Consider the following 22599-nt stretch of genomic DNA (forward strand, 5'->3'; position numbering starts at 1 on the left):
TCCGGGGTCGACGCTCGCGCGTCGCCCCGGAATGACGTTCAAGTTCTTTGGGGAGTAACCACATGTCGACCGCCGAAGTGCACCGGCAGATCACCGGGGACGAGATCGCCCACACCTTCGAGGAGGAGGCGACGCCGAAGGTCGATCTTGGCGTCTATGCTTTCGAGGACTGGGTGGCGCTGGCGATCTTCTGGGTGATGGCGCTCGCCGTCTTCCTCCAATTCTTCACCCGCTATGTCCTCAACGACAGCTACGCCTGGACCGAGGAGATCGCGACCTATTGCCTGATCGGCGTGGTCTTTATCGGCGCCTCGATGTGCGTGCGGCTGTCGCGGCATATCCAGGTCGACCTGATCTATCGTTATCTGCCGCACATGGTGGCGCGCGGGCTGTCCACGGTGATCGACCTGATCCGGATCGCCTTCTTCGGCTACGCCATCAAGCTGGTCTGGGTCTACATCCAGATCATCGGCGACGAGTCGATGACCACGATCAATTTGCCAAAGGACTACGTCTATTACGCCGTGCTGGCTGGCTTCGTGCTGATGTTCGTGCGCTCCGTGCAGGTGGCCATCCAACATTTGCGACAGGGTTATTCGATCCTCGAACGTCCCGGCGCCTACGACGGTTTTGAAGGGTAACGAGATGCTGCTGTTGCTTGGAGGCTTTCTCATCCTGATGCTGCTCGGCGTTCCCGTGGCGATTGCCATGGCCGCGTCGTCGCTGCTCTACATCCTGGTCAGCGGCGTGACGCCCGACGTCACGCTGGCGCAGCGCATGATCGCCGGTGTCGAGAGCTTTCCGCTGCTCGCCGTGCCGTTTTTCATCCTGGCCGGCAACCTCATGAACATCGCCGGCGTTACCGGGCGCATCTACAAATTCGCGGTTGCGCTGGTCGGCTGGATGCGCGGCGGCCTCGGCCACGTCAACATCATCGGCTCGGTGATCTTCTCCGGCATGTCCGGCACAGCCATTGCGGACGCCGCAGGTCTCGGCACCATCGAGATCAAGGCGATGAAGGATCACGGCTACTCCACCGAGTTTTCGGTCGGCGTGACCGCGGCCTCGGCAACGCTCGGGCCTATCATCCCGCCGTCACTGCCCTTCGTAATCTACGGCATGATGGCCAACGTCTCGATCGGCGCGCTGTTTTTGGGCGGCGTCATTCCCGGCATCGTCATGACGCTGCTGATGATGGCCACCGTCACCTATTTCGCGCACAAGAACAAATGGGGCAGCGATACGCCGTTCTCCTGGCCGCAGCTCGGCTCGGCCGGCCTCGAGATCGCGATCGTGCTGGCGTTCCCGATGGCGATCTGGCTGATGGTGATGGCCGGCATGTCGGTCAACATGGCGGTGGTGATCGGCCTCGGCACGTTGCTGATCATCGACTGGTACTTCGACTTCTCCGCGGTGATGGCGCTGATGGCGCCGGTGATCCTGATTGGCGGCATGACGCTCGGCTGGTTCACGCCGACGGAGGCCGCGGTCGCCGCCGTGATCTGGTCGCTGTTCCTCGGCCTCGTGCGCTACCGAACCATGACCTTGAAGACGGTGGCGAAGGCGACCTTCGACACCATCGAGACCACGGCTTCGGTGCTGTTCATCGTCACCGCAGCCTCGATCTTCGCCTGGCTGCTGACGGTGTCGCAGGCCGCCCAGCTGCTCTCGGACTGGATGCTCAGCATCACCCACAATAAATGGGTGTTCCTGGCGCTCGCCAACGTCCTGATCCTGTTCGTCGGCTGCTTCATCGACACCACGGCGGCGATCACCATTCTGGTGCCGATCCTGCTGCCGATCGTGCTCAAGCTCGGCATCGATCCGATCCACTTTGGCCTGATCATGACGCTGAACCTGATGATTGGCCTGTTGCATCCACCGCTCGGCATGGTGCTGTTCGTGCTCGCCCGTGTGGCAAAGCTCTCGGTCGAGCGCACGACGGTCGCGATCCTGCCCTGGCTGGTGCCGCTGATGATCGCGCTGATCGCGATCACCTATATTCCCGAACTCACCCTCTGGCTGCCGAAATACATGGGACTTTCCAAATGACCTCAACTGCTCTCGCCGCAACCCTGTTCGGCCCCGAAGACCTCCGCATGGTCGAGCATCCGCTCGACAAGCTCGCAAACGGTATGGTGCGCATCCGCTTCGGTGCCGGCGGCATCTGCGGCTCGGACATGCACTACTTCCGCCATGCCCGGACCGGCGATTTCGTCGTGAAGTCGCCGCTGGTGCTCGGCCACGAGATCTCGGGCGAAGTCGTGGAGATCGCAGGCTCGGCAGCGAATTTGAAGGTCGGCGACCGCGTCGCGGTCAATCCGTCGCGCTGGTGCGGCCATTGCGTCGCCTGCCGCGAGGGCCGGCCGAACCTCTGCGAGAACATCTACTTTATGGGCTCGGCGTCGAAGACGCCGCACATGCAGGGTGGGTTCGCCAATTATTTCGACGCGATCCCGGCGCAGTGCGTGAAGATCCCGGATCACGTGTCCTATCAGGCCGCAGCGCTGGCCGAGCCGCTCGCGGTGTGCCTGCACGCGGTCGCGCGCGCCGGCAATATCGAGGGCAAGCGCGGCATCATCTTCGGCGCCGGCCCGATCGGGCTTCTGACCATGCTCGCCGCGCACCGCGCCGGCATGGCCGATATCACGGTGGCCGACATCGCGCCGGCACCGCTCGCCTTTGCGACCCGGCTCGGTGCCTCGCATGTCGAGAACGTTTCGGGTGGTGAGGAAGCTCTGAAGGCACAGGCTGCGTCGCGTCCCTATGATGTCGCGTTCGAGGTTTCAGGCACCGCGGCGGGCCTCGCCAGCGCGATTGGGATCGTGCGACGTGGCGGTGTCGTGGTGCAGATCGGCAATCTGCCGGGCGGTCAGATTCCGACGCCGTCGAATGCCGTCATGGCGAAGGAGATCGACCTGCGCGGCTCGTTCCGCTTCGGCTTCGAGTTCATGACTGCGGTGGAGCTGATCGGTAACGGCAGCGTCGACGTGCTGTCGCTCGTCACCGCCGAACGGCCGCTGTCGACGGCGCCGGACGCGCTGCGGCTCGCGCTTGACCGCTCGCAGAGCGTCAAGGTCGTGCTGACCGCGAATTGATCGGAGAGAACCATGATGCTCGAGGGATGGCGCTGGTACGGACCCGATGATCCGGTTTCGCTCGACGATGTCAGGCAGGCCGGGGCGAGCGATATCGTCTCGGCCCTGCATCAGGTGCCGATCGGGGAGGCCTGGACGCGCAAGGCAGTCGAGGAGCGCAAGAACTTCATCGAAAATGGCCAGCCGGGCCGCTCGCAACTGACCTGGTCGGTGGTGGAATCGATTCCGATCCCCGACGACGTCAAGCGGCTCGGCGGCAAGGCGACCAAATCGATCGAGGCGTGGATCGCGAGCCTGGAGGCGGTAGCTAGCGCCGGCATCAAGATCATCTGCTACAATTTCATGCCCGTGGTGGACTGGTGCCGCACCGATCTGGAATGGGAGCTGCCGAACGGCGCCCGCGCCATGCGCTTCGACCAAGATCGCTTTGCGGCGTTCGAGCTGCACGTCCTGAAGCGGCCGGCCGCCGTGCAGGAGTATTCGCCCGCGCAGCAGGCGCGTGCGAAGGTCTTGTTCGAGAAGATGAGCCAGGCCGATATCGACTATCTCGTCATGGTGATCGCCAGCGCGCTGCCCGGCTCGACCACCGAGCCGATGACTATCCCGCAATTCCGCGACCGGTTGGAGACCTATCGCGACATCACGCCGAAGATTTTGCGCCAGCATCTCGCCGAGTTCCTGCGCCGCGTCGCACCCGTCGCGGAGCAGCTCGGCGTGTCGCTGACCTTGCACCCGGACGATCCGCCGCGTCCGCTGTTCGGCCTGCCGCGCATTGCTTCGTCCGCCGATGACTATCAGGCGCTGTTCGACGCCGTGCCATCGAAGGCGAACGGCATCTGCCTGTGCACGGGCTCGCTCGGCGTGCGCGCGGAGAATAACCTTCCAGCGATGGCCGAACGCTTCGGCCCGCGCATCGCGTTCGCCCATCTGCGCGCGACCAAGCGCGAGGCCGACGGCCTGACATTCTACGAGTCCGATCATCTCGACGGCGATGTCGACATGGTCGCGGTGCTGAAGGCGCTCTTGAAAGAGAATGCGCGGCGCGCGCCCGACGAGCAAATCGTGTTCCGCCCCGACCACGGCCACCGCATGCTCGACGATCTCGCGGCGACCAAGCGCACCAATCCCGGCTACACCGCGATCGGCCGCCTCCGCGGCCTCGCCGAGCTCCGCGGCGCCATCAGGGCGATCGAGCATCGATAGGGCAGCAGGGCCTCCCTAAAGGCCCGCGAGAGCCCGGGTCATTGCTCGCGGAGATTGTCTTCGGTTCCGGTGTGTGCCAGAGTGGCTGCATTGCATTTCCATCGACGCATTGCAGCCATAGGCCATTTATAGGAGCTGAACATGAGCTTCCTGGTCGAGCGTCCGCCCGAGCAATATGATCGGGCCGCCTTCTCCGGTTTCAACACATCCAGTACCTTCAACCTCGGCACCGCGCGCGCGATGATGTGGATGTCGCAGCTTGCCTACGAGACCCACGTACCCGCGACCATCGATGCCGTTTCGAAGCTGTTGCAGCTCTCCGACGTCAGGGTGTTGAGCAAGCCCGCGAAATCGTCGCTACCGATGACCGACACAAGGGGTGTCATCGTCAAGAAGGACAAGGCGACCATTGTGGCCTTCGCGGGCACTGATCCCCTTCACCTTCTGAACTGGGTCAGCGACTTCACGCTCGGCCGGCCGCAGGCGGCCGTGCATGAAGGTTTCCTCGATGCGGCGACGGCCGTCTGGGATGACGTGAAGGCGGCGCTGACGGCGGCACGCGACAGTGGCTCGCCGATCTTCATCACCGGACACAGTTTGGGCGCGGCCATCGCGGTGGTCACAGCAGATCTCGCGCGCCAGCAACTTCAACTTGGCAACGCGCAAATCTATCTGTTCGGCTGTCCGCGCGTCGGCCGGGCCGACTTCGTCGCGCCCTACAACATCACGTTCGGGGCGACGACCTATCGTCTGGTCCACGGCGCCGACATCGTCCCCACGGTGCCTCCGCCGCTGCTCGGATTTCACCATGTTGGCGGCTATCTCGGTTGTGCTTCCGGTGCGACATTCGGTGCGACACCGCCGGCTCCCGGTTCAGATGAGCCGATGGCGGAGGCCGGATTGGGAGAGCAGCTCCGCGGTCTCTTCGTGGGCTTCTCGCAGAATGCGCGGAACGATGCGCTTGGCCAGCTCACCGTGGCGCTGCCGCCGGGGATCGGCGATCATCTGCCCGATCGGTACTGCGCTACGCTGACACCCGCTTAGTAACACGCAGCCATCGCGCCGAGTTTAGGATACAGCTTGTCGATCGCCGCGATCTCGCTTCGCATCTGCGCGATGATCCAGTCGCGGATCTCGGCGGCGATGGGGCGCATCGGCCGGTTGCGCGGCGGCAGGAATTCGCAGATGCGGCTTGTGGTGGTGAGCCGGTCGGAGGCCGGCACCAGCGCGCCGGTCAGGAGCCAGTGCGAGGCGACCGTGAGCCAGCCGAGCGCGATGCCCTGGCCGAGCAGGGCCGCCTGCATCACGACGGCATAGTCTGTGAAGCTCAGCGCTTTGGCGGCGCCGCGACGTCCGGTGAGCAACGAGGCGTAGTCCGCGGCCCAGTCGCCCGGCGTCTCGGCGAGGCGGATGATGGTGTTGCCTTCAGCGGGGTCGGTCTCGCCGAGATAGGTAGGGCTGCACATCGGCAGCATGACTTCCTTCATCACCAGTGTGCCGCCGGACGACGGCTCGTCGCGGTCGCGGAAGCGCATGCCGAGATCGACATTCTCCACAGGCCCGCGCAACGCGCCGGAGATCAGCTGGAAGCGCAGATCGACCTGCGGAAACTGCTTCTGGAGCTTGTCGATGCGCGGCATCAGCCAGTGCGTGGTGAAGGCAGAGGAGACTGACAGCGTCACCGTCTCGGTGCCCTTGCGCCGCCGCTCGATCTCGACGAGACCGGTCTCGATGCTGCGAAAGCCTTCGAGCACGCGGCGATAAAGCAATTCGCCTTCCTCGGTGAGCACCGCGCGGCCCGCTGTGCGATCGAACAGGCGGACGCCGAGATGCTCTTCGAACTGTCCGAGCATCCGGCTCACTGCCGGCTGCGTGACGTTCAACTCGGCGGCCGCCGCGGTGAAACTGCCATTGCGCGCTGCTGCGTCGAAGACGAACAGGGCGTTACTGGAGGGCAGCATCCGGCGCAGCTCGGGCATAACGCCATGTTATGAGCGCGGTGAGAATTTGGCAATTGCCGAGTTTTGCCAAGTCTGGTGTCATCGGCATGACAGCCTAAAGATAGGGCTTACGAGCGAAGAGATGGTGCGACGCACGCTTCAATCGTGAAGGGTCAAAATCCCTGTCTATAAAGCAGGCTTATGGCGCGCAGTGAGGCACGCCAGCCAAGGGACATGGCGAGGTCGATCGTTGGACAAACGAGCGGAAAGCGTCGAGATCAGGTCGGCCAGCAAGGCCTACGGCGCCGTTCGCGCCCTCGACGACGTCTCCCTCAATGTCGGCGCCGGCGAATTCGTCTCGCTGCTCGGCCCGTCCGGCTCCGGCAAGACCACGCTGCTCGGCATTTTGGGCGGTTTCATCCTGCCGACCTCAGGCACAATTCTCTTCGGCGGCCGCGACGTCACCTGGATGCCGCCGCACAAGCGCGACATCGGCGTCGTGTTCCAGAACTACGCGCTGTTCCCGCATATGAGCGTCGGCGAGAACGTCGCCTTTCCCTTGCGCGCGCGCCATTTGCCGAAGGCGAGCTGGCCGGACAAGGTGCGCGCCGCGCTCGCGATGGTCGGCCTTGCCGGCTACGAAGAACGCGGCATCGCACAACTCTCCGGCGGCCAGCGCCAGCGCGTCGCGCTGGCGCGTGCCATGATCTTCGAGCCGCGCCTGATCCTGATGGACGAGCCGCTCTCCGCGCTCGACAAGCAGCTGCGCGAATCCATGCAGATCGAGCTGCGCGCGCTGCATCGGCGCATCGGCGCCACCATCATCTATGTCACCCACGACCAGCGCGAGGCGCTGACCATGAGCGACCGCGTCGCCGTGATGAGGGACGGCCGCCTGATCCAGATCGACGCGCCCGAGCGGCTGCACGATCATCCCGCCGATTCCTTCGTCGCGAGTTTTATTGGCGAGGCGACGATGCTCCCCGTTCGCCGCGTCGATGCGTCCAGCGTCGCGCTTGGCAATGCGCTGCTGCGCAGCGCTCGCGCCATTCCGGATGGCGATGCGCTGATGCTCGCCGTGCACAGCGAAAAACTTTTGATCGACGACGGCGCACAGGATGCCGCCTGCAACCGGCTGACCGGGACGGTCACCGACATCGTCTATCAGGGCGAGAGCCTGCGCATCTTCCTGGCGCTTGCGGATGGCATCGCACTCAGCCTGCGCCAGCCGGCCTATCACCAGGCCTACCAGCGTATCCCGCCGCTCGGCGGCAGCCTTACCGTCACCCTTCACCCCGAGGACACCATCGTCGTGCCCAGGGGCAGCGACTAGCCTTCAGCCTTGTCCAAACCGAGAGAAGAAAAAATGTCGTCAGCAGCCTCGTTCAGCAATTTCAAGGTTCTCACCTTCGACGTCGTCGGCACCTTGATCGATTTCGAGACCGGCGTGCTCTCAGCGGTGCGCAGGATCTCGGGCAAGTCGCCGGCCGAGCTCAGCGACGACAAAATCTTCGAATCCTACAAGCGCGGCCGCGACAAGCACTATGAGCGCTCGAGCGAGGTGATGTTCCACGTCTATCGCTATCTCGCCAAGGAGCTTGGGCTGCCGGCTGACGACGCGTCCTGCGACGTGTTCCAGCTCGCGGTGCTGCGCTGGGGGCCGTTCTCTGACTCGGTCGAAGCGCTCAAGCGGCTGCGCACCAAGTTCCGCCTGGTGGCGATGACCAATGCGGATCGCGTTGCGCTCTCTTGCTACGCGCACGCGCTCGGCGATCCCTTCGACGACACCGTCTGCGCCGACGATACCGGCGTGGCCAAACCGAACCCGGAGTTCTTCGCCTACAACAAGGGCCGCCAGTCCGCCTTCGGCTACAAGCAGTCGGACATCCTGCACGTCGCGCAAAGCCAGTACCACGACGTCGGGATCGCGCGGAAGCTAGGCTATAAAGTGTGCTGGATCGAGCGCCGCCAGGGTATCGCCGGTTTTGGCGGCACGCCAGCCGTGGAGACGCTGACAAAACCGGACTTCCATTTCCCGACGCTGAAAGCGCTCGCCGACGCGGCGATCGGGCCTGCGGCGTAAATCCGTGAGCGCGGGCATGACACGGGACTGGAGCGCGCTGCCATCGGCCAATTCGCTGTGGGAAGCCACGGCGCAGCCGGCGTGCGACTTTCCCGTGCTGTCGGGCGAGCAACAGGCAGATGTGGTGATCATCGGCGCGGGCTACACCGGCCTGTCCGCCGCGCACCACATTGCCAAGAGTGGCCTGTCGCCAATCGTGCTCGAAGCCAACCGCCCCGGCTGGGGCGCGAGCGGGCGCAATGGCGGCGTGATCACCGCGAAGTTTCGCCTGTCGTTCCGCGAGATCGACGCCGCGCATGGCCGCGCCATGGCGCGGCGCATGTACGAGATCGCGCATGAATCGACCGACATGGTCGAGGAGCTGGTGTCGGAATTCGGCATCGCCAGTGCTGCGTTGACGCGCACCGGCCAGGTCAAGGCCGCGCATAACGAGACGACACTGAAGGCCGCGATCGACGAAGCCAACTGGATGACGCGCGAAATGGGCGATGCGGAGGTCCGTATCCTCGACAAGCGCGGGGTGCGGGATGAGACCGGCTCCGACATTTTTGTCGGTGGCGTGCTCAATCCCGGCTCCGGTGGCATCCATCCTCTGAACTATCTGCGCGGCCTTGCCGACGGCGTCGCGCGCCGCGGCGTCTCCATCTTCCAGGAGTCACCGGTCGTAAAACTCCGGCGCGAGAAGGACGGCATCGTCGCCGAGACGCCGCAAGGTGCGGTGCGTGCGAAGCAAGCGATCATCGCCACCAACAGCTATTCCGATCTGACCGATGCGACCGCGCAGATGCAGCGCACGCTGATCCCGTTCCGCAGCGCCATCATCGCCACCGAACAGCTGCCGCGCAATCTCGCGGGAAAGCTGATGCCGACCGGGCGCACCTACACCGAGACCAAGCGCATGATGCGCTGGTTCCGCATGGTCGACAACCGAGTGATCTTCGGCGGCCGCGGCGCCTTCGGCAAGCAGGACTCGCAAGCCGCCTTCGATGCGCTGCGCAAGGCCATGGTCGGCATCTTCCCTGATCTCGTCGACGTCCCGCTCGCCTACAGATGGTCGGGCCTTGTCGGCATGACGCTGGACTCGGTGCCGCACATCGGCCGGCTCGACGACCGCACGCTGGTCTCGATGGGTTACAACGGTGCCGGCGTGGCGATGTCGAGCCTGATGGGCCGGTATCTTGCCGCCTTCGCGCGCGGTGAGAGCCCCGATGTCGGCCTGCTCGATGTCAGGCGCATGAAGGCGATCCCGTTCTATCCGCTGCGCGAGCCCGCGGTGCGCATGGTCGCCGGCTGGTACCAGTTTCTCGATGCGATCGGTCAGTGATTTATTTGGAGGAGGCGAGGATGACGATGAGACAGCACTTTGGATTGGGCTGCGCATTGCTGGGAGCAATCGGTTTTGGCACCGCTGCCTGCGCCGCCGAGCAGATCACCTTCGTCTCGCAAGGCGGCGCCTATCAGGCGGCGCAGACGGTGGCGATCCTCGATCCTGCCGCCAAGAAGCTCGGCATCACCATCAACCAGGATTCCATCCCCGACGCCTGGCCAGCGATCAAGACCCAGGTCGGCAGCGGCAAGCCGATTTGGGACGTCGTCGACACGCCCACTGGTAACTGCCTGCGAGGCGGCGAACAGGGACTGATCGAGAAGCTCGACTTCTCGAAGATTCCGAACGGCGCGGCGATGCCGGAGGCTTATCGTAGTCCTTATTCAGTCTCCTACGAGTTCTATTCCAGCGTGCTGGCCTACAGCCAGAAGACATTTCCGAAGGACGCGCCGAACAGCTGGGTGGATTTCTGGGACGTGAAGAAATTTCCCGGCCGCCGCGCGCTGCGCAACCACCCGTTCGCAACCCTTGAGGCCGCGTTGATGGCCGACGGCGTCGCGCCCGACAAGCTCTATCCGCTCGACGTCGACCGCGCCTTCAGGAAGCTCGAAGAGATCAAGCCGCACATCACGGTGTGGTGGACCTCGGGCGCGCAGTCGGCGCAGCTGCTCAACGACGGCGAGGTCGACATGGAGATGGCCTGGAACGGCCGCGTCAGCGCGGTTGCCAAGGAAGGCGCGAAGGTGTCGTTTACCTATAATCAGGGCATTCTTCAGAGCACCTCGCTCTGCATCCTCAAGGGCGCGCCGAACCTCGGCACCGCGATAAAATTCCTCAACGAAGCCGTCGATCCTGTGCACCAGGCCAATCTGCCGCTTCAAATCGACTACGGCCCGGGCAACCCCAAGGCGTTCGAAACCAACGTGATCAAGCCCGAGCGCGCCGCGCAACTGCCGAGCGAGCCGGCCAACGCGGCCAAGCAGGCGCTGATGTCCTACGCCTGGTGGTCTTCGCCCGCGGGCGAGGCCGCCGAGAAGCGCTGGGCGTCGTTCATGCAGAAGTAAGCGAGGCTGCCTTGGCGACATCCGTGCCCGATCCATCGCAAAAGCATCAGCGCCGCGAGCATGGCCTGATGCTGGCATTGGTGTCGCCGGCGCTGCTCGTGATTCTCCTGCTGATCGTGCTGCCGGTCGGCTGGCTGGCCTGGCAGTCGATCTATCATGACGGCTTTACGCTGGAGAATTATCGCCGGGTCTTCACCGAAGACATTTATTGGCGGAGCTTTGCGCTGACCTTCGAGATCAGCCTGGCGGTCACATTGATCGCGCTGCTGCTCGGCTATCCCGTGGCCTATCTCGCCAATTCGTTGCCGAAGGGGTGGAGCATCCTCATCCTGTCGCTGGTCGTGCTGCCGTTCTGGACCAGCGTGCTGGTGCGCGCCTATGCTTGGCTGGCGCTGCTGCAGCGCACCGGCGTGATCAACCAATTTTTGCGTTATCTCGACGTGATCAGCGAGCCGCTCGCGCTGGCTCACAACACCTTCGGCACGGTGGTCGCGACCGTGCATATCCTGCTGCCGTTCATGGTGCTGCCGCTTTACGCCACCATGCAAAAAATCCCCGGCGATCTCATGCAGGCCGGCGCCAGCCTGGGCGCGAGCCCGTCGCTCACGTTCTGCCGCGTGTTCCTGCCGCTGTCGCTGCCGGGCGTGCTCGCGGGCTGCACCATGGTGTTCGTGCTCTGCCTCGGCTTCTACATCACGCCGGAGCTCCTCGGCGGCGGCCGCACCGTGATGGTGTCGATGCTGGTGAGCCGCAATGTCGAGCTCTACAACCAGTTCGGGGCGGCGAGTGCGGTGGCGGTGGTGCTGCTCCTGAGCGTGCTCGCGATCTTCTTCGTCGTCAGCCGCTTCATCTCGCTCGATCGTGTGCTGGGGCAGAAATGACGCGCATCTCACTCGCACGGATTGCCCTCTATGTGATCAGCACGCTGGTGCTGGTCTATTTGATCCTGCCGGTGCTCATCATCGCGCCGATCTCCTTCTCCAGCGCGCGTTTTTTGACGTTCCCGCCGCCGTCGTTCTCCACGCGCTGGTATCAGCAGTATTTTTCCAACTCCGCCTGGATGCAGGCGACGCGCGTGACGTTGACGGTCGCGTTCCTCACCGTCGTGATCGCAACGCCGCTCGGTGTCGCCGCCGCCTATGCCATCAGCCAGTCGAAGCTGCGCATCATGCGCGTCATCCATATGGCACTGCTGTTGCCGCTGGTGGTGCCGATCATCATCACCGCGGTCGGCATCTTCTTCGTCTACGCCAAGGTCGGCCTGGTCGCGACGATGCCCGGCCTGGTGCTGGCGAACGTGATGCTGGGCCTGCCCTATGTCGTCATCTCTGTTCTTGCGGGCCTGCAGAGCTTCGACCCCGCGCAGGAGATGGTGGCGCGCAGCCTCGGCATGAACCGGCTGCGCAGTTTCTTCGCGGTGACGCTGCCGCAGATCAAGTCGAGCGTGGTCGCGGGCGGCATCTTCGCCTTCATTTCGGCGATGGACGAGACCATCGTTGCACTGTTCATCTCAGGCGGCCAGTACCAGCCGCTGACCAAGCGGATGTTCACCGCGCTCCGCGACGAGATCGACCCGACGATCGCCGCGATCTCGACGCTGATGACGGCGGCGTCGTTCATGCTGGTGCTGTTGGCGAGCACGCGGCAGAAGAAAGGCGGGTGAGGGTGGTGTTGCTTCGCTCTCGGGTGCATGTGCCCCGGACGCAGCGCAGCGCTCCTTCAGCGATGCGCTGCAGAGCCGGGGCCCATCCCTCCGAGCGTTCCCGTGCCGCTATCTGGGTCCCGGCTCTGCGCAGCAACGAAGAGCGTTGCAGCGCGTCCGGGACACGACAGAGTGTGACGCGGCCAAGATCTCCGCTCTCTCGCCCGTCACACTTTTCCCAGCCACGCCAAGATCATCTCAACGATCTGCGTCCTGCTCTTCGCCAACACTTTCGCCTCGCTGAGATCCCGATCAAACAGCGCGCCGAACGTGTGGCGGTTGGCGACGCGGAAGAAGCAGTAGGAGGAGATGGCGAGGTGCAAATCGATGGCGTCGACGTCGTCGCGGAAGACGCCTTCCGCCCGGCCACGCTTCAAAATGCCGTCCAGCGTTGCGATCACGCTGGCGTTGAGCTGGCGCAGTTGCAGATTCTGCTTCAGGTGCTTGCCGTGGTGGATGTTCTCGATTGAGACGAGGCGGATGAAGTTCGGATTGCGCTCGTCATGGTCGAAGGTCGCCTCGATCAGCCGGCGCAGGCCCTCGCGTGCGTCGCAGCTGGCGATGTCGAGTTGATCCTCCAGCGCGCGGATGCTGCGATAGGCCTCCTCAAGCACCGCGAGATAGAGCTGCTCCTTGCCGCCGAAATAATAATAGATCATGCGCTTCGACGTGCGCGTCCGCGCCGCGATCGCATCGACGCGCGCGCCGGAATAGCCTTCCGAGGCGAATTCGGCCATCGCCACTTCGAGGATGTCGCGCTTGGTGCGCTCGGGGTCGTTGGTGCGCTTCGATGGGGGCGGCATGCGCTCGAGCATTGCTGTTTCTCCCGCCAGTTTCCACGGATGGCCTTGAAGGTGAAGGCAAATTTCGCACGTTCAGGCGCTGATCCAATGCGTATTGCATAAACGTACTAGTTCGTACATTATGGATCCAAACCAAGGTTGCGGCAACAAAAACCAGAAAACGCTCGCAAGGCGCGATCGCCGATGCGAGCCGCAACAGACCCAGGGGGGGGAGAATTCGATGACGTTGACGTCAACTGCACCACTGCACGCGTCGTCCAGTGCGGAAGCCACGCAAAACAAGCTGCCCAAGCGCGCCGCGCTGGTCAGCTTCGTCGGCAGCATGCTCGAATACTACGACTTCTTCATCTACGGCACCGCGGCAGCGCTGATCTTTCCAAAAGTGTTCTTCGCCAACGTCGATCCCACGACCGGAACGCTGCTTGCGCTGCTGAGCTTCGGCATCGGCTACATCGCGCGGCCCGTCGGCGCCGTCATCCTCGGTCATTTCGGCGACCGCATCGGGCGCAAGACGGTGCTGCTGTTCACACTGGTGCTGATGGGCTGCTCGACGCTCGCGATCGGCCTGTTGCCGGATGCCAAGGCGATCGGCAATGCCGCGCCTGTCATCCTGACGCTCTTGCGGCTGTTGCAGGGTCTGTCGGCAGCCGGCGAGCAGAGCGGCGCCAACTCGCTGACGCTGGAGCATTCCGCCAATTCCAACCGTGCCTTCTTCACGAGCTGGACCTTGAGCGGCACCCAGGCCGGCGCGATCCTGGCGACATTGGTGTTCATCCCGGTGTCGAGCCTGCCGGAGGACCAGCTGCTGAGCTGGGGCTGGCGCATTCCGTTCCTGCTCTCGGCGCTGGTCCTGCTGGTTGCCTACCTGGTGCGGCGGACCATGCCGGAAACGCCTGTGTTCGAAGACATCAAGGGCAAGGATCAGGTGGCGCGCTTCCCCGTCGTTGCGCTGTTGCGCGACTACTGGCGGGACGTGCTGCGCGTTATCGCCTGTGCCCTGATTGCGACGGTGAGCACGCTGACCGCGGTGTTTGCGCTCGGCTATGCCACCAGCAAATTCGGCGTCGCGCGCCCGACCATGCTGTGGGCCGGCGTGCTCGGTAACGTCACCGCGCTGATCGCGCAGCCGCTCTGGGCCTTGCTCGCCGACAAGATCGGCCGCAAGCCGGTGTTCATCGGCGGCGTGCTCGGCTGTGCCGTGCTGCTGTTCCCCTATTTCATGCTGGTAACGTCGGGCAGCACCACCGCGATCTTCGCCGCCGCGATGGTCCTGTACATCGTCTACTCCGCGCCAAATGCGATCTGGCCGTCATTCTATGCCGAGATGTTCGAAGCGCGCGTGCGCTATTCCGGCACTGCGATCGGCACCCAGCTCGGCTTCCTCGCCGCCGGTTTCACGCCGCTGATCAGCGCGAGCCTCGTCGGAGAGGGACCGAACGGCTGGGTTCCGGTTGCGATCTTCGTCGGCGGTTGCTGTGTCGCCTCGGCCTTGGCCGCATCGACCGCGCGAGAAACCCACAAGGTCGACATTACCGATCTCGGCAAGCGGCGTGCGTGAACGAAAGACAGGATAGAGATCGTATGCTGACCAACGCCGTTCCGACCGCGCACGGCCCAATCATTGGGGCCGAGCAAGGGTACGTCCGCGCCTTCAAGGGCGTGCCATTTGCGATCGCGCGGCGCTTTGCCAAAGCGACGCCGCCGCTTGCGTGGGCCGAACCGCGCCGCTGCACGGATTACGGCGCTTACGCGCCGCAGCCCGGGCATCTCGATCAGGCGGAGGAGTCCTGCCTCAGCCTGAATATCTGGACTCCGACCGGCGTCGATCATCCATTGCCGGTGCTGTTCTTCATCCATGGCGGCGCCTTCGTCACCGGCGGCGGCGCCGATTATGACGGCTCGTTCCTTGCCGCACACGGCCCGGCGGTGATCGTCACCATCAACTATCGGCTCGGCCCGCTCGGATTCCTGCAGCTGCATCGCCACGGGTTGGGCGAGGCCAACAATCTCGCGCTCCAGGATGCGCTCGCCGCGCTCGACTGGGTGCACGCCAACATCGCCAATTTCGGTGGCGATCCGGACCAGGTGACACTATCGGGCCAGTCGGCCGGCGCGTCGATGGTGATCGCGCTCGCAACCCTGCCGCAAGCGAAGGGCAAGTTCGACCGCGCGCTGGCGCTGAGCGCGCCGGGTCGCAACATCATGAGTGCCGATCATGCCGACCATGTCGCGCGCCGCGTGCTCGACGAGCTCGAGTTGGCACGCGAGCCGGGTGCGATCGCGGCGGTGCCGCTGCCAAAACTCTTCGCGGCGGTGGAGAGGGTCGGCCGCAGGCTCGCGGACGAGACCGAGTCAGGCTCCGTGTTCGGCCCGGTGCTCGACGGTACCGTGATCCCGCGCCAGCCGCGCGATGTCTTTGCCGACGGGACCTTGCGCGACATTCCGCTTTGGCTCGGCTCCTGCCGCGACGAGATGGTGATGTTTTTGAAGAGCACGCCACCGGCCGCGATGATCCGCACCACCGAGCGGCAGGTGCGCGCTGCATTCGGTGATGCCGGCTGGGAGCGCCTGCTGGCGTCCTACCGCGCCACGGCGCGCACCGACGAAGACGCCTACGAGGCGCTGCTGTCGGATGCGTTCTGGCACCGCCCGATGGCCGATCTCGCGCGGCTTCACGCTGCGGCCGGCGGCGCGGTGTGGCTGAGCCGGTTCGACCATCGCCCCGCGCTGGAACCGTTCCTGTCGCAAGGGCCGACCCACGGTGCCGACAATGCCTGCCTCTGGGCGCATCTGCCAAAATTCATCGATCGCCCGATCCTGAAACGCAAGGGCGGGCCGATGACGCCTGCCGACATTGATGTCGCCGCGCGGTTTCAAGACAATGTGCTGCGGTTCGTGACGACAGGTGCTCCCGGTGTTGCGGAAGCCTGGCCGCGGTTCGAGCTGGCTAAGGAGCCGCTCGCAATCTTCGGCCAACCGTTCCATATTGTGCCTCTCAATGAAGGCGCGCGCGCTCGCATGTGGGCGGAGCTGACCGAACAGTCCCGTTCCAAAATCGTCGCCTGACAAGAAAAGCAAAGGGGAGATCGGATGAGCGTTTCAGACAATGGGCGCGTGCTCTCGCGCGCGGTTCTTGCGATAGCCTCAGTTCTCTCCTTGTTGGCAGCCTCACCCGCGACGGCGCAGATCGTCGCGACGCCCGTTCCCGGCGATCCCGTCAGCATCGACAGCGGCGCCGTCTCCGGCAAGGTTCTGACCTCGGGTGTGAAAGCCTATTTCGGCATTCCCTTTGCCGCGCCGCCGCTCGGTGATCTCCGCTGGCGTGCGCCCGAGAAGGCCGAGGCGTGGCAGGGCACTTATCACGCCGACCGGCTCGCACCGGAGTGCATCCAGGTGCTGCGCCGGCACAATCTCAATCACTATTTTGGTGAAGAGGCGACCAGCGAGAACTGCCTCTATCTGAACATCTGGGCCAGCTCCGGTGCGAAAGCGGGTGCGAAGCTGCCGGTCGTGGTCTGGATCTATGGCGGCGGTTTTACGCTCGGCTCCAGTGGGATGGCAATGTATGACGGCGAGAACGTTGCGAAGAAGGGCACGATCTTCGTCAGCTTCAACTACCGCGTCGGCATTTTGGGCAATCTCGCCCATCCCGAGCTGACCGCGGAATCACCGAACCACGCCTCCGGCAATTACGGCCTGATGGATCAGGTCGCGGCGCTGCAATGGGTCAAGCGCAACATCGCAGCGTTCGGCGGCGATCCCGACAATGTCACCATCACGGGGCAGTCGGCCGGCGCGATGTCGGTGTCCGCGCTGGAGGCGAGCCCGTTGGCGAAGGGCCTGTTCCATCGCGGCTTCGCGATGAGTCTCAGCATGTTCGACAATCGCTTCAAATTCCCGACGCTGCCGGCGGCCGAGAAGATCGGCCTCGAGGTGCAGACGGCGCTCGGCGCAGCGTCGCTGGCCGAGATGCGGCTGATCCAGGCCGACAGGATTCTGGCGATCCAGAAGGATTGCCAGCTCGGCTGCGCGGGAACGATCACGGTGACCCCCGATATCGACGGCTATGTCCTGCCCGACACCGTCCCGAACATCTTTGCCGCCGGCAAGCAGAACGATGTCGCGACCGTCGCAGGTTTTACGCGCGACGAAAGCTCGAATGATCTGCGCACCGCCGGCACGTTAGAGGCCTATGTCGCCGCCGCGAAAAAACTCTATGGCGACCAGGCCGATCGCTTCCTTGCGCTCTATCCCGCAAAGACTGACGACGAGGCGAAGGCGATGGGGCTAACAGCCGCGCGCGAGGGGCTGGTCGAGATCGGCACGCGCAACTGGGCGCTCGCGCAAGGCAAGACCGGCAAGGCGCCGTTCTACATGTACATGTTCTCGCGTGTGCATCCCTTCGCGTCCGGCGTGGAATTCTTCGACAGCCCGCAGAAGATCGGTGCTTATCACACCTCGGACGTGCCCTATTGGTTCGGCACCCAGGACACATTCAACAAGTTCCGCACCACGCGGGTCTGGACCGAGTTCGACCGCGCGCTGTCCGAGCGCATGATGGACACGCTCGTCGCCTTTGCACGTACGGGAGATCCGGGCACACCGGCGACGCCGTGGCCGCAATGGGCGTCGGATACTCAAAAGTTCGTCGAGTTCGGCGACGAGAGCGGCGTGCGCGAAGAGAACCGCACCCGCCTCGACTTCCACACGCCCGCGAACGTCACGCCCTCAACGCCGCGGGTGTCGCGGGACTGATCCAGAGGGCGTCAATTCGGACAGGGCTGTCCGGCCGCGCCCCACAGCGCCATGTCCTTGACGTGCTCCTCAAAACTGCCCGGCGGCGTCGAGCGGCCTGCGCCGGGCGCCCAGCCGCGGGGAATGAATCCGTTCAGCGAAGCATCGTGTCGCAGATGCTCGAGAAGGCCGGCGGCGTCGCGACCGCCGTTGCGCTTGGGGTCCTTCAACTGCGCGCAGATCTCGGCGCCGCTCTTGCCGAACCAGATGAAGGCGACCGGCGCAAGCTGCCAGTCGATGCCGGCGCGCGGCGGCGACGGGGCCGGCTCATTCGCCTGGGTGGAAGTCATGTGACAGGTCGAGCAGCGGATCGCTTCAGCCCCGATCCGGCTCTCTCCGCCATGAATGTTCATGCCGTGCGCGCGTGGCCCTGTTTCGCTGGCCAGCGTCCAGATCGGGATCGCCTTGGCGTCGACGTGGCAGTTGGCACAGCGCGGATGGGTCACCACGGCTTCGATGCGCTTCCAGGCTTCCAGCCCTTCGGCGCGGCCGACGCTGCCCGGCGGCAGCACACTCTTGGCCGCTTCGTCCTTGGCGACGACGATGCCCGTGAGGGCTGCGACGGACGAGGCCGCGAAGACGACCGCGATCAGAGATCTCTTCATGGCGCACCTCAGACGAAATCGATGAACTTGTTGAACGGCATTTCGCGGATGCGCTTTCCGGTCGCAGCGAAGATCGCATTCGCGAGTGCAGGCGCGGCGGGCGGAACCGGCGGCTCTCCGACACCTCTCACCTTGGGATCATTCTCCAGGCCGCGAACCTCGATGACGGGGCATTGGTAGATCCGCATCGCCTCGTGGTGATTGTAGTTGGTCTGCTGCACCGCGCCCTTGGCGTAGGTGAGCTCGCAATTGATCGCATGGCCGAGCCCCCAGATCACGCCGCCCTGGACCTGGTTCTCGAAATTGACGGGATCGATCACCTTGCCGACATCGACCGCGATCCAGACCTTGTCGATCTTGATGCCCCTGTCCGTCATCGAAACTTCGACGACTTCGGCCGTCGGCGTCCCGAACGATTCGACGAACGCGACGCCGCGGCCCCGGCCGTTGCCGAGCGGTCCCTTCCAGTCCGACATCTCCGCGACCGTCTCAAGCACCTTGCGATAGTGCGGCACGGTGCACATCGCGATGCGCGCCTTCATGGGATCGAGACCCGCGGCATGGATCAGCTCGTCGATGAAGCTTTCGGTGAAGAAGCCCGATGTCGAGGCGCCGACCGACCGCCATGTGGTGCACGGCGACAGTCCTTGCGCCTCGTAGCTCGTGCCCCGGAAATTGGGGATGTCGTAATAGACGTTCCACAGACCTGTGGCCAATTGCCCGTCGGGATCCTTTGTTGGTGTGCCCGAACGCTCGAGCAGCCCCTTGAACGGAGCCGTCGAGGCCAGTTGCAGGTCGGCTGCGACGATCTTGCCCTTGTCGACGCTGCCGCGGTGCCGGGCGATCGCGATCTGCCGCGGAATGTCCTGGAGGAAATCCTCCTCGCGCGAGAACACCAGCTTGATCGGTGTTCCCTTCATCTGATTGGCGATCTCGGCGAGAACGCGGACGTTCTCGTACTCGAGACGGTGGCCAAAACTTCCACCGGTCCATTGATTGTGGAAGGTGATCTGTTCCGGCTTGAGGCCGATCGCCTTCGCCGCGACATCTTGCACGAAGCGGGGGCTCTGATGGCCGACCCAGATCTCCATCCCGGAGTCGGTGACGAGGCCGATCCCGTTCAGCGGCTCGAGCGGCTGATGCCCCACATAGGGCGCGCGATATTCGGCCTCGACGAGCTTGCCCGTCTTCAGCGCGGCTTCGATATCGCCGGTCTTCCGCCACTCCTTGCCGAGGAATTCAGGCTTGAACGAGGATTCCAGCACTTTCCAGTGATCGGCCTGCTCGGCGGGATAGGCTGAGGGCGCCCACTCGCAAATGACGGCGTCGACCGCCTTCATGGCGTACCAGCTGTTCGTGGCGATCACCGCGACGCCAGTCTTGAGTTCGAGGACCGTCTTGACCCCCGGCATCGTGCGCGCCTTGCTGGCGTCGTATGACTTCAGCGGCTGGCCCTTGCCGGGGTTCAGCTTGACGGCGGCATACAGCATGCCGTCCATCTTCATATCGATGCCGAACTTCAGCTCCCCCATGACCTTGTCGCGGATGTCGAGGCGCGTCATCGGCCTGCCCAGCAAGCGCCACTGCGAGGGATCGCGCGGCTTGGCATCGAGCACCGGCGGAATTTTTGCGGCGTCGGCAGAGAGATCGACATAGGCGATCCTGGTGCCGTTGGGCAGGATCACATGGCCTGATTGGGTGCGCAGGTCAGCCACAGCGATGCCCGACCGCTTGGCTGCGGCGGCCTTCAGTGTTTCGCGTGCGACCGCGCCGGCAACACGCAGCTTTTCATAGGTGTCCGGCATCGAGCTCGACCCGCCGGTCATCTGAAGGCCAGCCTGTCTGAGCCATTCGAGCGTCTTGGCGCGCGCTTCCTCGGCGGCGGGACTTTGGTCCGCAGCCACGAACGGCGCGAGTTCGTCTGCAAAACCGGTGTTGAAGTAGGCGGGACTGGGCGCGGCGAAGCGAACGTCGAACTGGCCGGGATCGAGGTCCATCTCCTCGGCGATCATGATCGGCTGCACTGAGCCGACGCCCTGGCCGATATCGGCGTGCTGCGCGATCAGCGTGATTTTTTCCGGGCTGATCTCGACCCAGGGGTTAAAGGTCACGGAGTTCGGCCCGAGACCGGCGGAGAGGGGATTGTCACCGGCGGTGGTGGTGGCCGCTTCAGCCGTGCCAAAGGCGCCGAAAGCGATGCCGCCGGCGATGGCTGCGGTGCCGAGGACGAAAGCGCGGCGGGAGAGATTCTGCATGTGCCCCATCTCACTTCTCCGCCATCTTCTTTGCGGCGGCCGCATGGATCGCGGCGCGAATGCGCGGATAGGTGCCGCAACGGCAGAGATTGCCGGACATCACCTGGTTGATCTCGTCGTCCGTCGGATTGGAAATCAGATCGAGCAGCGAGATGGCCTGCATGATCTGGCCGGTCTGGCAATAGCCGCATTGCGGCACCTGATGTTCGATCCAGGCCTGAATGACCGGGTTCTGCTCCCTTTTCTCCAGGCCTTCGAGCGTGACGACCGACTTGCCCGCGACCTCGCCGATATGCGCCTGACAGGACCGGACGGCCTTGCCTTCGATCCGGACGGTGCAGGCGCCGCATTGCGCGACGCCGCAGCCGTATTTCGGACTCGTGATACCGAGCTCGTCGCGGAGCACCCAGAGCAGGGGCATCTCCGGAACGACGTCGACCTGGCGCTTGATCCCGTTGACCATGAGTTCGATCATGTCGATGTTGTCCCTTGGCGGTTGTCGACCTCCCGATCACCAGAACTCAGGCGTTGCTCACGCCAGCCCTGACGCGAGTGCCGATGGTTGAGATATCGAGGCTCGTTGAACAACAGCCTCATCTGCGCTGACCCGTATTTCCGAATCCTGCGGGTTCATGTGCAATCCATGCGGAATTCCGGGTCTGAACGATTAGCCCTGGTATCGAGCTGGCCGCAGCACAGCTCGCGGTATTGCCCCGGCGTGAGGCTGGTCGTCTTGCGAAACACGCGCGTGAAATTGGCTTGGGAGCCGAAACCGAATTCCAGAGCGATTTCGACGAGGGACAAAGAGTTGCGTGCGAGTTCTTGCCGCGCAGCCTGGACGCGGCGATCCGTCACATGGCGGTGCGGTGACAGGCCGGTCGCCTCGCGAAAGAGCCGTGAAAAATGGTAAGGGCTGAGGCAAGCCTGGGCTGCCAGGTCCTCGAGTCTGATGTCGGCACCAAGAGAGGCCTCGATGTAGTCCAGCACGCGCTGGAGCCGTCGCGGATCGAGCGACGGTGACTTTTCCGGCGCGCGCCAGCGGTCGATCATATAGTGCCCCAGAAGATGCGCCGCGAGCGCGACCTGAATTCCTTCCACGAACAGCGCATCGGTCGGCTGGCGGGGACGGTAGAGCAGGTCCCGGAGCGGCGAGCAGATGTGGAAGAGGACCTGGTCCGCCAGACCGTGGGCATAGGCGATCTCGACCTTTGCCGGATCGATATCGAAGTCCGCCAGCGCGCTATGATCCAGCAACGCCGGTGGCAGATAGAGATGAAGGCATTCCATCCGGTCCGAAAGTTCGAGATGGCTCTCCTGCGTTCCCACCGGTACGAGGTAGCTCATGCCGGGCCGGGCGAGGCTCTTCTGGACTTCGCCATTGCCGGCCCGGCAGACCATCCCGCCGCCTGACAGCAGCATGACGAGCTCGGTGCAAATGGGGACGGGCGTTTCCTGCCGGCCCGCCTCGAACTTCCGATGTTCGATGCTCAGTGCCGGCCAGTCGCTGGCCTCGGCGAGCTTCTCGCTGTTTCGATATTTTTGGTCTCCATGCGTCACGAGCGCCATCATGACCTCCGCTTGAGCTGCGGCGAATCCCGGCCCCGTATCGCGAGCGAGCATTCCATCCGGTGGACAGTGCAGTTCGATCGCTGCCACGCCGACGCGAAATTTCTCACAAGTCCCGGCACCGGAGTCCAGAGGCGGCGCGGTTAAAAGAGGTAAAAG

20 protein-coding genes are annotated in these 22599 nt (G+C 64.2%); 14 read left to right on the plus strand and 6 right to left on the minus strand.

Translation table 11 applies throughout. The annotated features are described in order from the left end of the window. Positions 1 to 62: 62 nt before the first annotated feature. The 5 genes from B5V03_RS37700 to B5V03_RS37720 all read left to right on the plus strand — a co-directional run bounded on the left by B5V03_RS37700 (position 63) and on the right by B5V03_RS37720 (position 5345). Entirely contained in the window at positions 63 to 641 is a 579-nt protein-coding gene (locus tag B5V03_RS37700; protein WP_129275460.1) for a TRAP transporter small permease, read from the plus strand. Positions 642 to 645: 4 nt separating this feature from the next. Further along, entirely contained in the window at positions 646 to 2052 is a 1407-nt protein-coding gene (locus B5V03_RS37705; protein ID WP_129275461.1) for a TRAP transporter large permease, read from the plus strand. Continuing rightward, positions 2049 to 3098, plus strand: coding sequence for an L-idonate 5-dehydrogenase (locus B5V03_RS37710; protein ID WP_129275462.1), 1050 nt, complete (start codon positions 2049 to 2051; stop codon positions 3096 to 3098). The genes B5V03_RS37705 and B5V03_RS37710 overlap by 4 nt, the downstream gene beginning before the upstream one ends. Before the next feature lie 12 nt (positions 3099 to 3110). Next, positions 3111 to 4301 carry a mannonate dehydratase gene (gene uxuA, locus B5V03_RS37715; RefSeq protein ID WP_129275463.1) on the plus strand — a complete coding sequence of 397 codons (1191 nt, stop codon included), beginning with the start codon at positions 3111 to 3113 and terminating at the stop codon, positions 4299 to 4301. A 141-nt stretch (positions 4302 to 4442) separates the two neighbouring features. After that, the gene (locus B5V03_RS37720; protein ID WP_129275464.1) at positions 4443 to 5345 is read left to right on the plus strand and encodes a lipase family protein; all 903 of its coding nucleotides are present in this window, start codon (positions 4443 to 4445) and stop codon (positions 5343 to 5345) included. Here B5V03_RS37720 and B5V03_RS37725 read toward each other — a convergent pair. Beyond that, entirely contained in the window at positions 5342 to 6280 is a 939-nt protein-coding gene (locus tag B5V03_RS37725) for a LysR family transcriptional regulator (RefSeq protein WP_129275465.1), read from the minus strand. The genes B5V03_RS37720 and B5V03_RS37725 overlap by 4 nt on opposite strands. 211 nt (positions 6281 to 6491) lie before the next feature. On the opposite strand from B5V03_RS37725, the gene B5V03_RS37730 reads away from it, so the two are divergent. The 6 genes from B5V03_RS37730 (at position 6492) to B5V03_RS37755 (ending at position 12378) form a co-directional block, all read left to right on the plus strand. Further along, positions 6492 to 7574, plus strand: a complete 1083-nt coding sequence (locus B5V03_RS37730; RefSeq protein WP_129275466.1) for an ABC transporter ATP-binding protein — start codon at positions 6492 to 6494, stop codon at positions 7572 to 7574. A gap of 33 nt (positions 7575 to 7607) precedes the next feature. Continuing rightward, positions 7608 to 8324: an HAD family hydrolase gene (locus B5V03_RS37735; RefSeq protein WP_129275467.1), complete on the plus strand. Its 717-nt coding sequence runs from the start codon at positions 7608 to 7610 to the stop codon at positions 8322 to 8324. A gap of 16 nt (positions 8325 to 8340) precedes the next feature. Further along, positions 8341 to 9648: an NAD(P)/FAD-dependent oxidoreductase gene (locus B5V03_RS37740; protein ID WP_164988546.1), complete on the plus strand. Its 1308-nt coding sequence runs from the start codon at positions 8341 to 8343 to the stop codon at positions 9646 to 9648. A 20-nt stretch (positions 9649 to 9668) separates the two neighbouring features. Continuing rightward, positions 9669 to 10715 carry an ABC transporter substrate-binding protein gene (locus B5V03_RS37745; protein WP_129275469.1) on the plus strand — a complete coding sequence of 349 codons (1047 nt, stop codon included), beginning with the start codon at positions 9669 to 9671 and terminating at the stop codon, positions 10713 to 10715. A gap of 68 nt (positions 10716 to 10783) precedes the next feature. Then, positions 10784 to 11596: an ABC transporter permease gene (locus B5V03_RS37750; protein WP_164988555.1), complete on the plus strand. Its 813-nt coding sequence runs from the start codon at positions 10784 to 10786 to the stop codon at positions 11594 to 11596. Beyond that, positions 11593 to 12378, plus strand: a complete 786-nt coding sequence (locus B5V03_RS37755; RefSeq protein ID WP_129275471.1) for an ABC transporter permease — start codon at positions 11593 to 11595, stop codon at positions 12376 to 12378. The genes B5V03_RS37750 and B5V03_RS37755 overlap by 4 nt, the downstream gene beginning before the upstream one ends. Positions 12379 to 12584: 206 nt before the next feature. Here B5V03_RS37755 and B5V03_RS37760 read toward each other — a convergent pair whose 3' ends face one another. After that, on the minus strand, positions 12585 to 13232 hold the full coding sequence (locus B5V03_RS37760; RefSeq protein ID WP_129275472.1) for a TetR/AcrR family transcriptional regulator: 648 nt from the start codon (positions 13230 to 13232) through the stop codon (positions 12585 to 12587). Positions 13233 to 13440: 208 nt separating this feature from the next. On the opposite strand from B5V03_RS37760, the gene B5V03_RS37765 reads away from it, so the two are divergent. The 3 genes from B5V03_RS37765 to B5V03_RS37775 are packed head-to-tail and all read left to right on the plus strand — an operon-like array spanning position 13441 to position 17975. Continuing rightward, positions 13441 to 14778, plus strand: coding sequence for an MFS transporter (locus B5V03_RS37765; RefSeq protein ID WP_129275473.1), 1338 nt, complete (start codon positions 13441 to 13443; stop codon positions 14776 to 14778). A 23-nt stretch (positions 14779 to 14801) separates the two neighbouring features. Then, positions 14802 to 16286 (plus strand): carboxylesterase family protein, encoded by a 1485-nt coding sequence (locus B5V03_RS37770; protein ID WP_129275474.1) that lies wholly within the window; start codon positions 14802 to 14804, stop codon positions 16284 to 16286. Between the two features lie 24 nt (positions 16287 to 16310). Continuing rightward, positions 16311 to 17975: a carboxylesterase/lipase family protein gene (locus tag B5V03_RS37775; protein ID WP_129275475.1), complete on the plus strand. Its 1665-nt coding sequence runs from the start codon at positions 16311 to 16313 to the stop codon at positions 17973 to 17975. 11 nt (positions 17976 to 17986) lie between these two features. Here the strand turns inward: B5V03_RS37775 and B5V03_RS37780 are convergent, their stop codons facing one another. From B5V03_RS37780 to B5V03_RS37795, 4 genes are all read right to left on the minus strand, one after another. After that, positions 17987 to 18619, minus strand: coding sequence for a hypothetical protein (locus tag B5V03_RS37780; protein ID WP_129275476.1), 633 nt, complete (start codon positions 18617 to 18619; stop codon positions 17987 to 17989). An 8-nt stretch (positions 18620 to 18627) separates the two neighbouring features. Then, positions 18628 to 20883 carry a xanthine dehydrogenase family protein molybdopterin-binding subunit gene (locus B5V03_RS37785; protein ID WP_129275477.1) on the minus strand — a complete coding sequence of 752 codons (2256 nt, stop codon included), beginning with the start codon at positions 20881 to 20883 and terminating at the stop codon, positions 18628 to 18630. Position 20884: 1 nt separating this feature from the next. Next, positions 20885 to 21349 carry a (2Fe-2S)-binding protein gene (locus B5V03_RS37790; RefSeq protein WP_129275478.1) on the minus strand — a complete coding sequence of 155 codons (465 nt, stop codon included), beginning with the start codon at positions 21347 to 21349 and terminating at the stop codon, positions 20885 to 20887. A 155-nt stretch (positions 21350 to 21504) separates the two neighbouring features. Further along, positions 21505 to 22440: a helix-turn-helix domain-containing protein gene (locus B5V03_RS37795; protein WP_129275479.1), complete on the minus strand. Its 936-nt coding sequence runs from the start codon at positions 22438 to 22440 to the stop codon at positions 21505 to 21507. Positions 22441 to 22599: the final 159 nt, after the last annotated feature.

The organism is Bradyrhizobium betae, from assembly GCF_004123905.1.
GTDB classification, from domain to species: domain Bacteria; phylum Pseudomonadota; class Alphaproteobacteria; order Rhizobiales; family Xanthobacteraceae; genus Bradyrhizobium; species Bradyrhizobium betae_A.

Excerpts from the sequence above, each read along its gene's own strand:
- B5V03_RS37765 (WP_129275473.1), top strand. The coding sequence starts at position 13,441 with ATGACGTTGACGTCAACTGCACCACTGCACGCGTCGTCCAGTGCGGAA.
- B5V03_RS37720 (WP_129275464.1), top strand. The coding sequence starts at position 4,443 with ATGAGCTTCCTGGTCGAGCGTCCGCCCGAGCAATATGATCGGGCCGCC.
- B5V03_RS37775 (WP_129275475.1), top strand. The coding sequence starts at position 16,311 with ATGAGCGTTTCAGACAATGGGCGCGTGCTCTCGCGCGCGGTTCTTGCG.
- B5V03_RS37750 (WP_164988555.1), top strand. The coding sequence starts at position 10,784 with ATGCTGGCATTGGTGTCGCCGGCGCTGCTCGTGATTCTCCTGCTGATC.
- B5V03_RS37705 (WP_129275461.1), top strand. The coding sequence starts at position 646 with ATGCTGCTGTTGCTTGGAGGCTTTCTCATCCTGATGCTGCTCGGCGTT.
- B5V03_RS37755 (WP_129275471.1), top strand. The coding sequence starts at position 11,593 with ATGACGCGCATCTCACTCGCACGGATTGCCCTCTATGTGATCAGCACG.
- B5V03_RS37780 (WP_129275476.1), bottom strand. The coding sequence starts at position 18,619 with ATGAAGAGATCTCTGATCGCGGTCGTCTTCGCGGCCTCGTCCGTCGCA.
- B5V03_RS37785 (WP_129275477.1), bottom strand. The coding sequence starts at position 20,883 with ATGGGGCACATGCAGAATCTCTCCCGCCGCGCTTTCGTCCTCGGCACC.
- B5V03_RS37735 (WP_129275467.1), top strand. The coding sequence starts at position 7,608 with ATGTCGTCAGCAGCCTCGTTCAGCAATTTCAAGGTTCTCACCTTCGAC.
- B5V03_RS37710 (WP_129275462.1), top strand. The coding sequence starts at position 2,049 with ATGACCTCAACTGCTCTCGCCGCAACCCTGTTCGGCCCCGAAGACCTC.
- B5V03_RS37790 (WP_129275478.1), bottom strand. The coding sequence starts at position 21,349 with ATGATCGAACTCATGGTCAACGGGATCAAGCGCCAGGTCGACGTCGTT.
- B5V03_RS37795 (WP_129275479.1), bottom strand. The coding sequence starts at position 22,440 with ATGGCGCTCGTGACGCATGGAGACCAAAAATATCGAAACAGCGAGAAG.
- B5V03_RS37740 (WP_164988546.1), top strand. The coding sequence starts at position 8,341 with ATGACACGGGACTGGAGCGCGCTGCCATCGGCCAATTCGCTGTGGGAA.
- B5V03_RS37745 (WP_129275469.1), top strand. The coding sequence starts at position 9,669 with ATGACGATGAGACAGCACTTTGGATTGGGCTGCGCATTGCTGGGAGCA.
- B5V03_RS37725 (WP_129275465.1), bottom strand. The coding sequence starts at position 6,280 with ATGCCCGAGCTGCGCCGGATGCTGCCCTCCAGTAACGCCCTGTTCGTC.
- B5V03_RS37770 (WP_129275474.1), top strand. The coding sequence starts at position 14,802 with ATGCTGACCAACGCCGTTCCGACCGCGCACGGCCCAATCATTGGGGCC.
- B5V03_RS37760 (WP_129275472.1), bottom strand. The coding sequence starts at position 13,232 with ATGCTCGAGCGCATGCCGCCCCCATCGAAGCGCACCAACGACCCCGAG.
- uxuA (WP_129275463.1), top strand. The coding sequence starts at position 3,111 with ATGATGCTCGAGGGATGGCGCTGGTACGGACCCGATGATCCGGTTTCG.
- B5V03_RS37700 (WP_129275460.1), top strand. The coding sequence starts at position 63 with ATGTCGACCGCCGAAGTGCACCGGCAGATCACCGGGGACGAGATCGCC.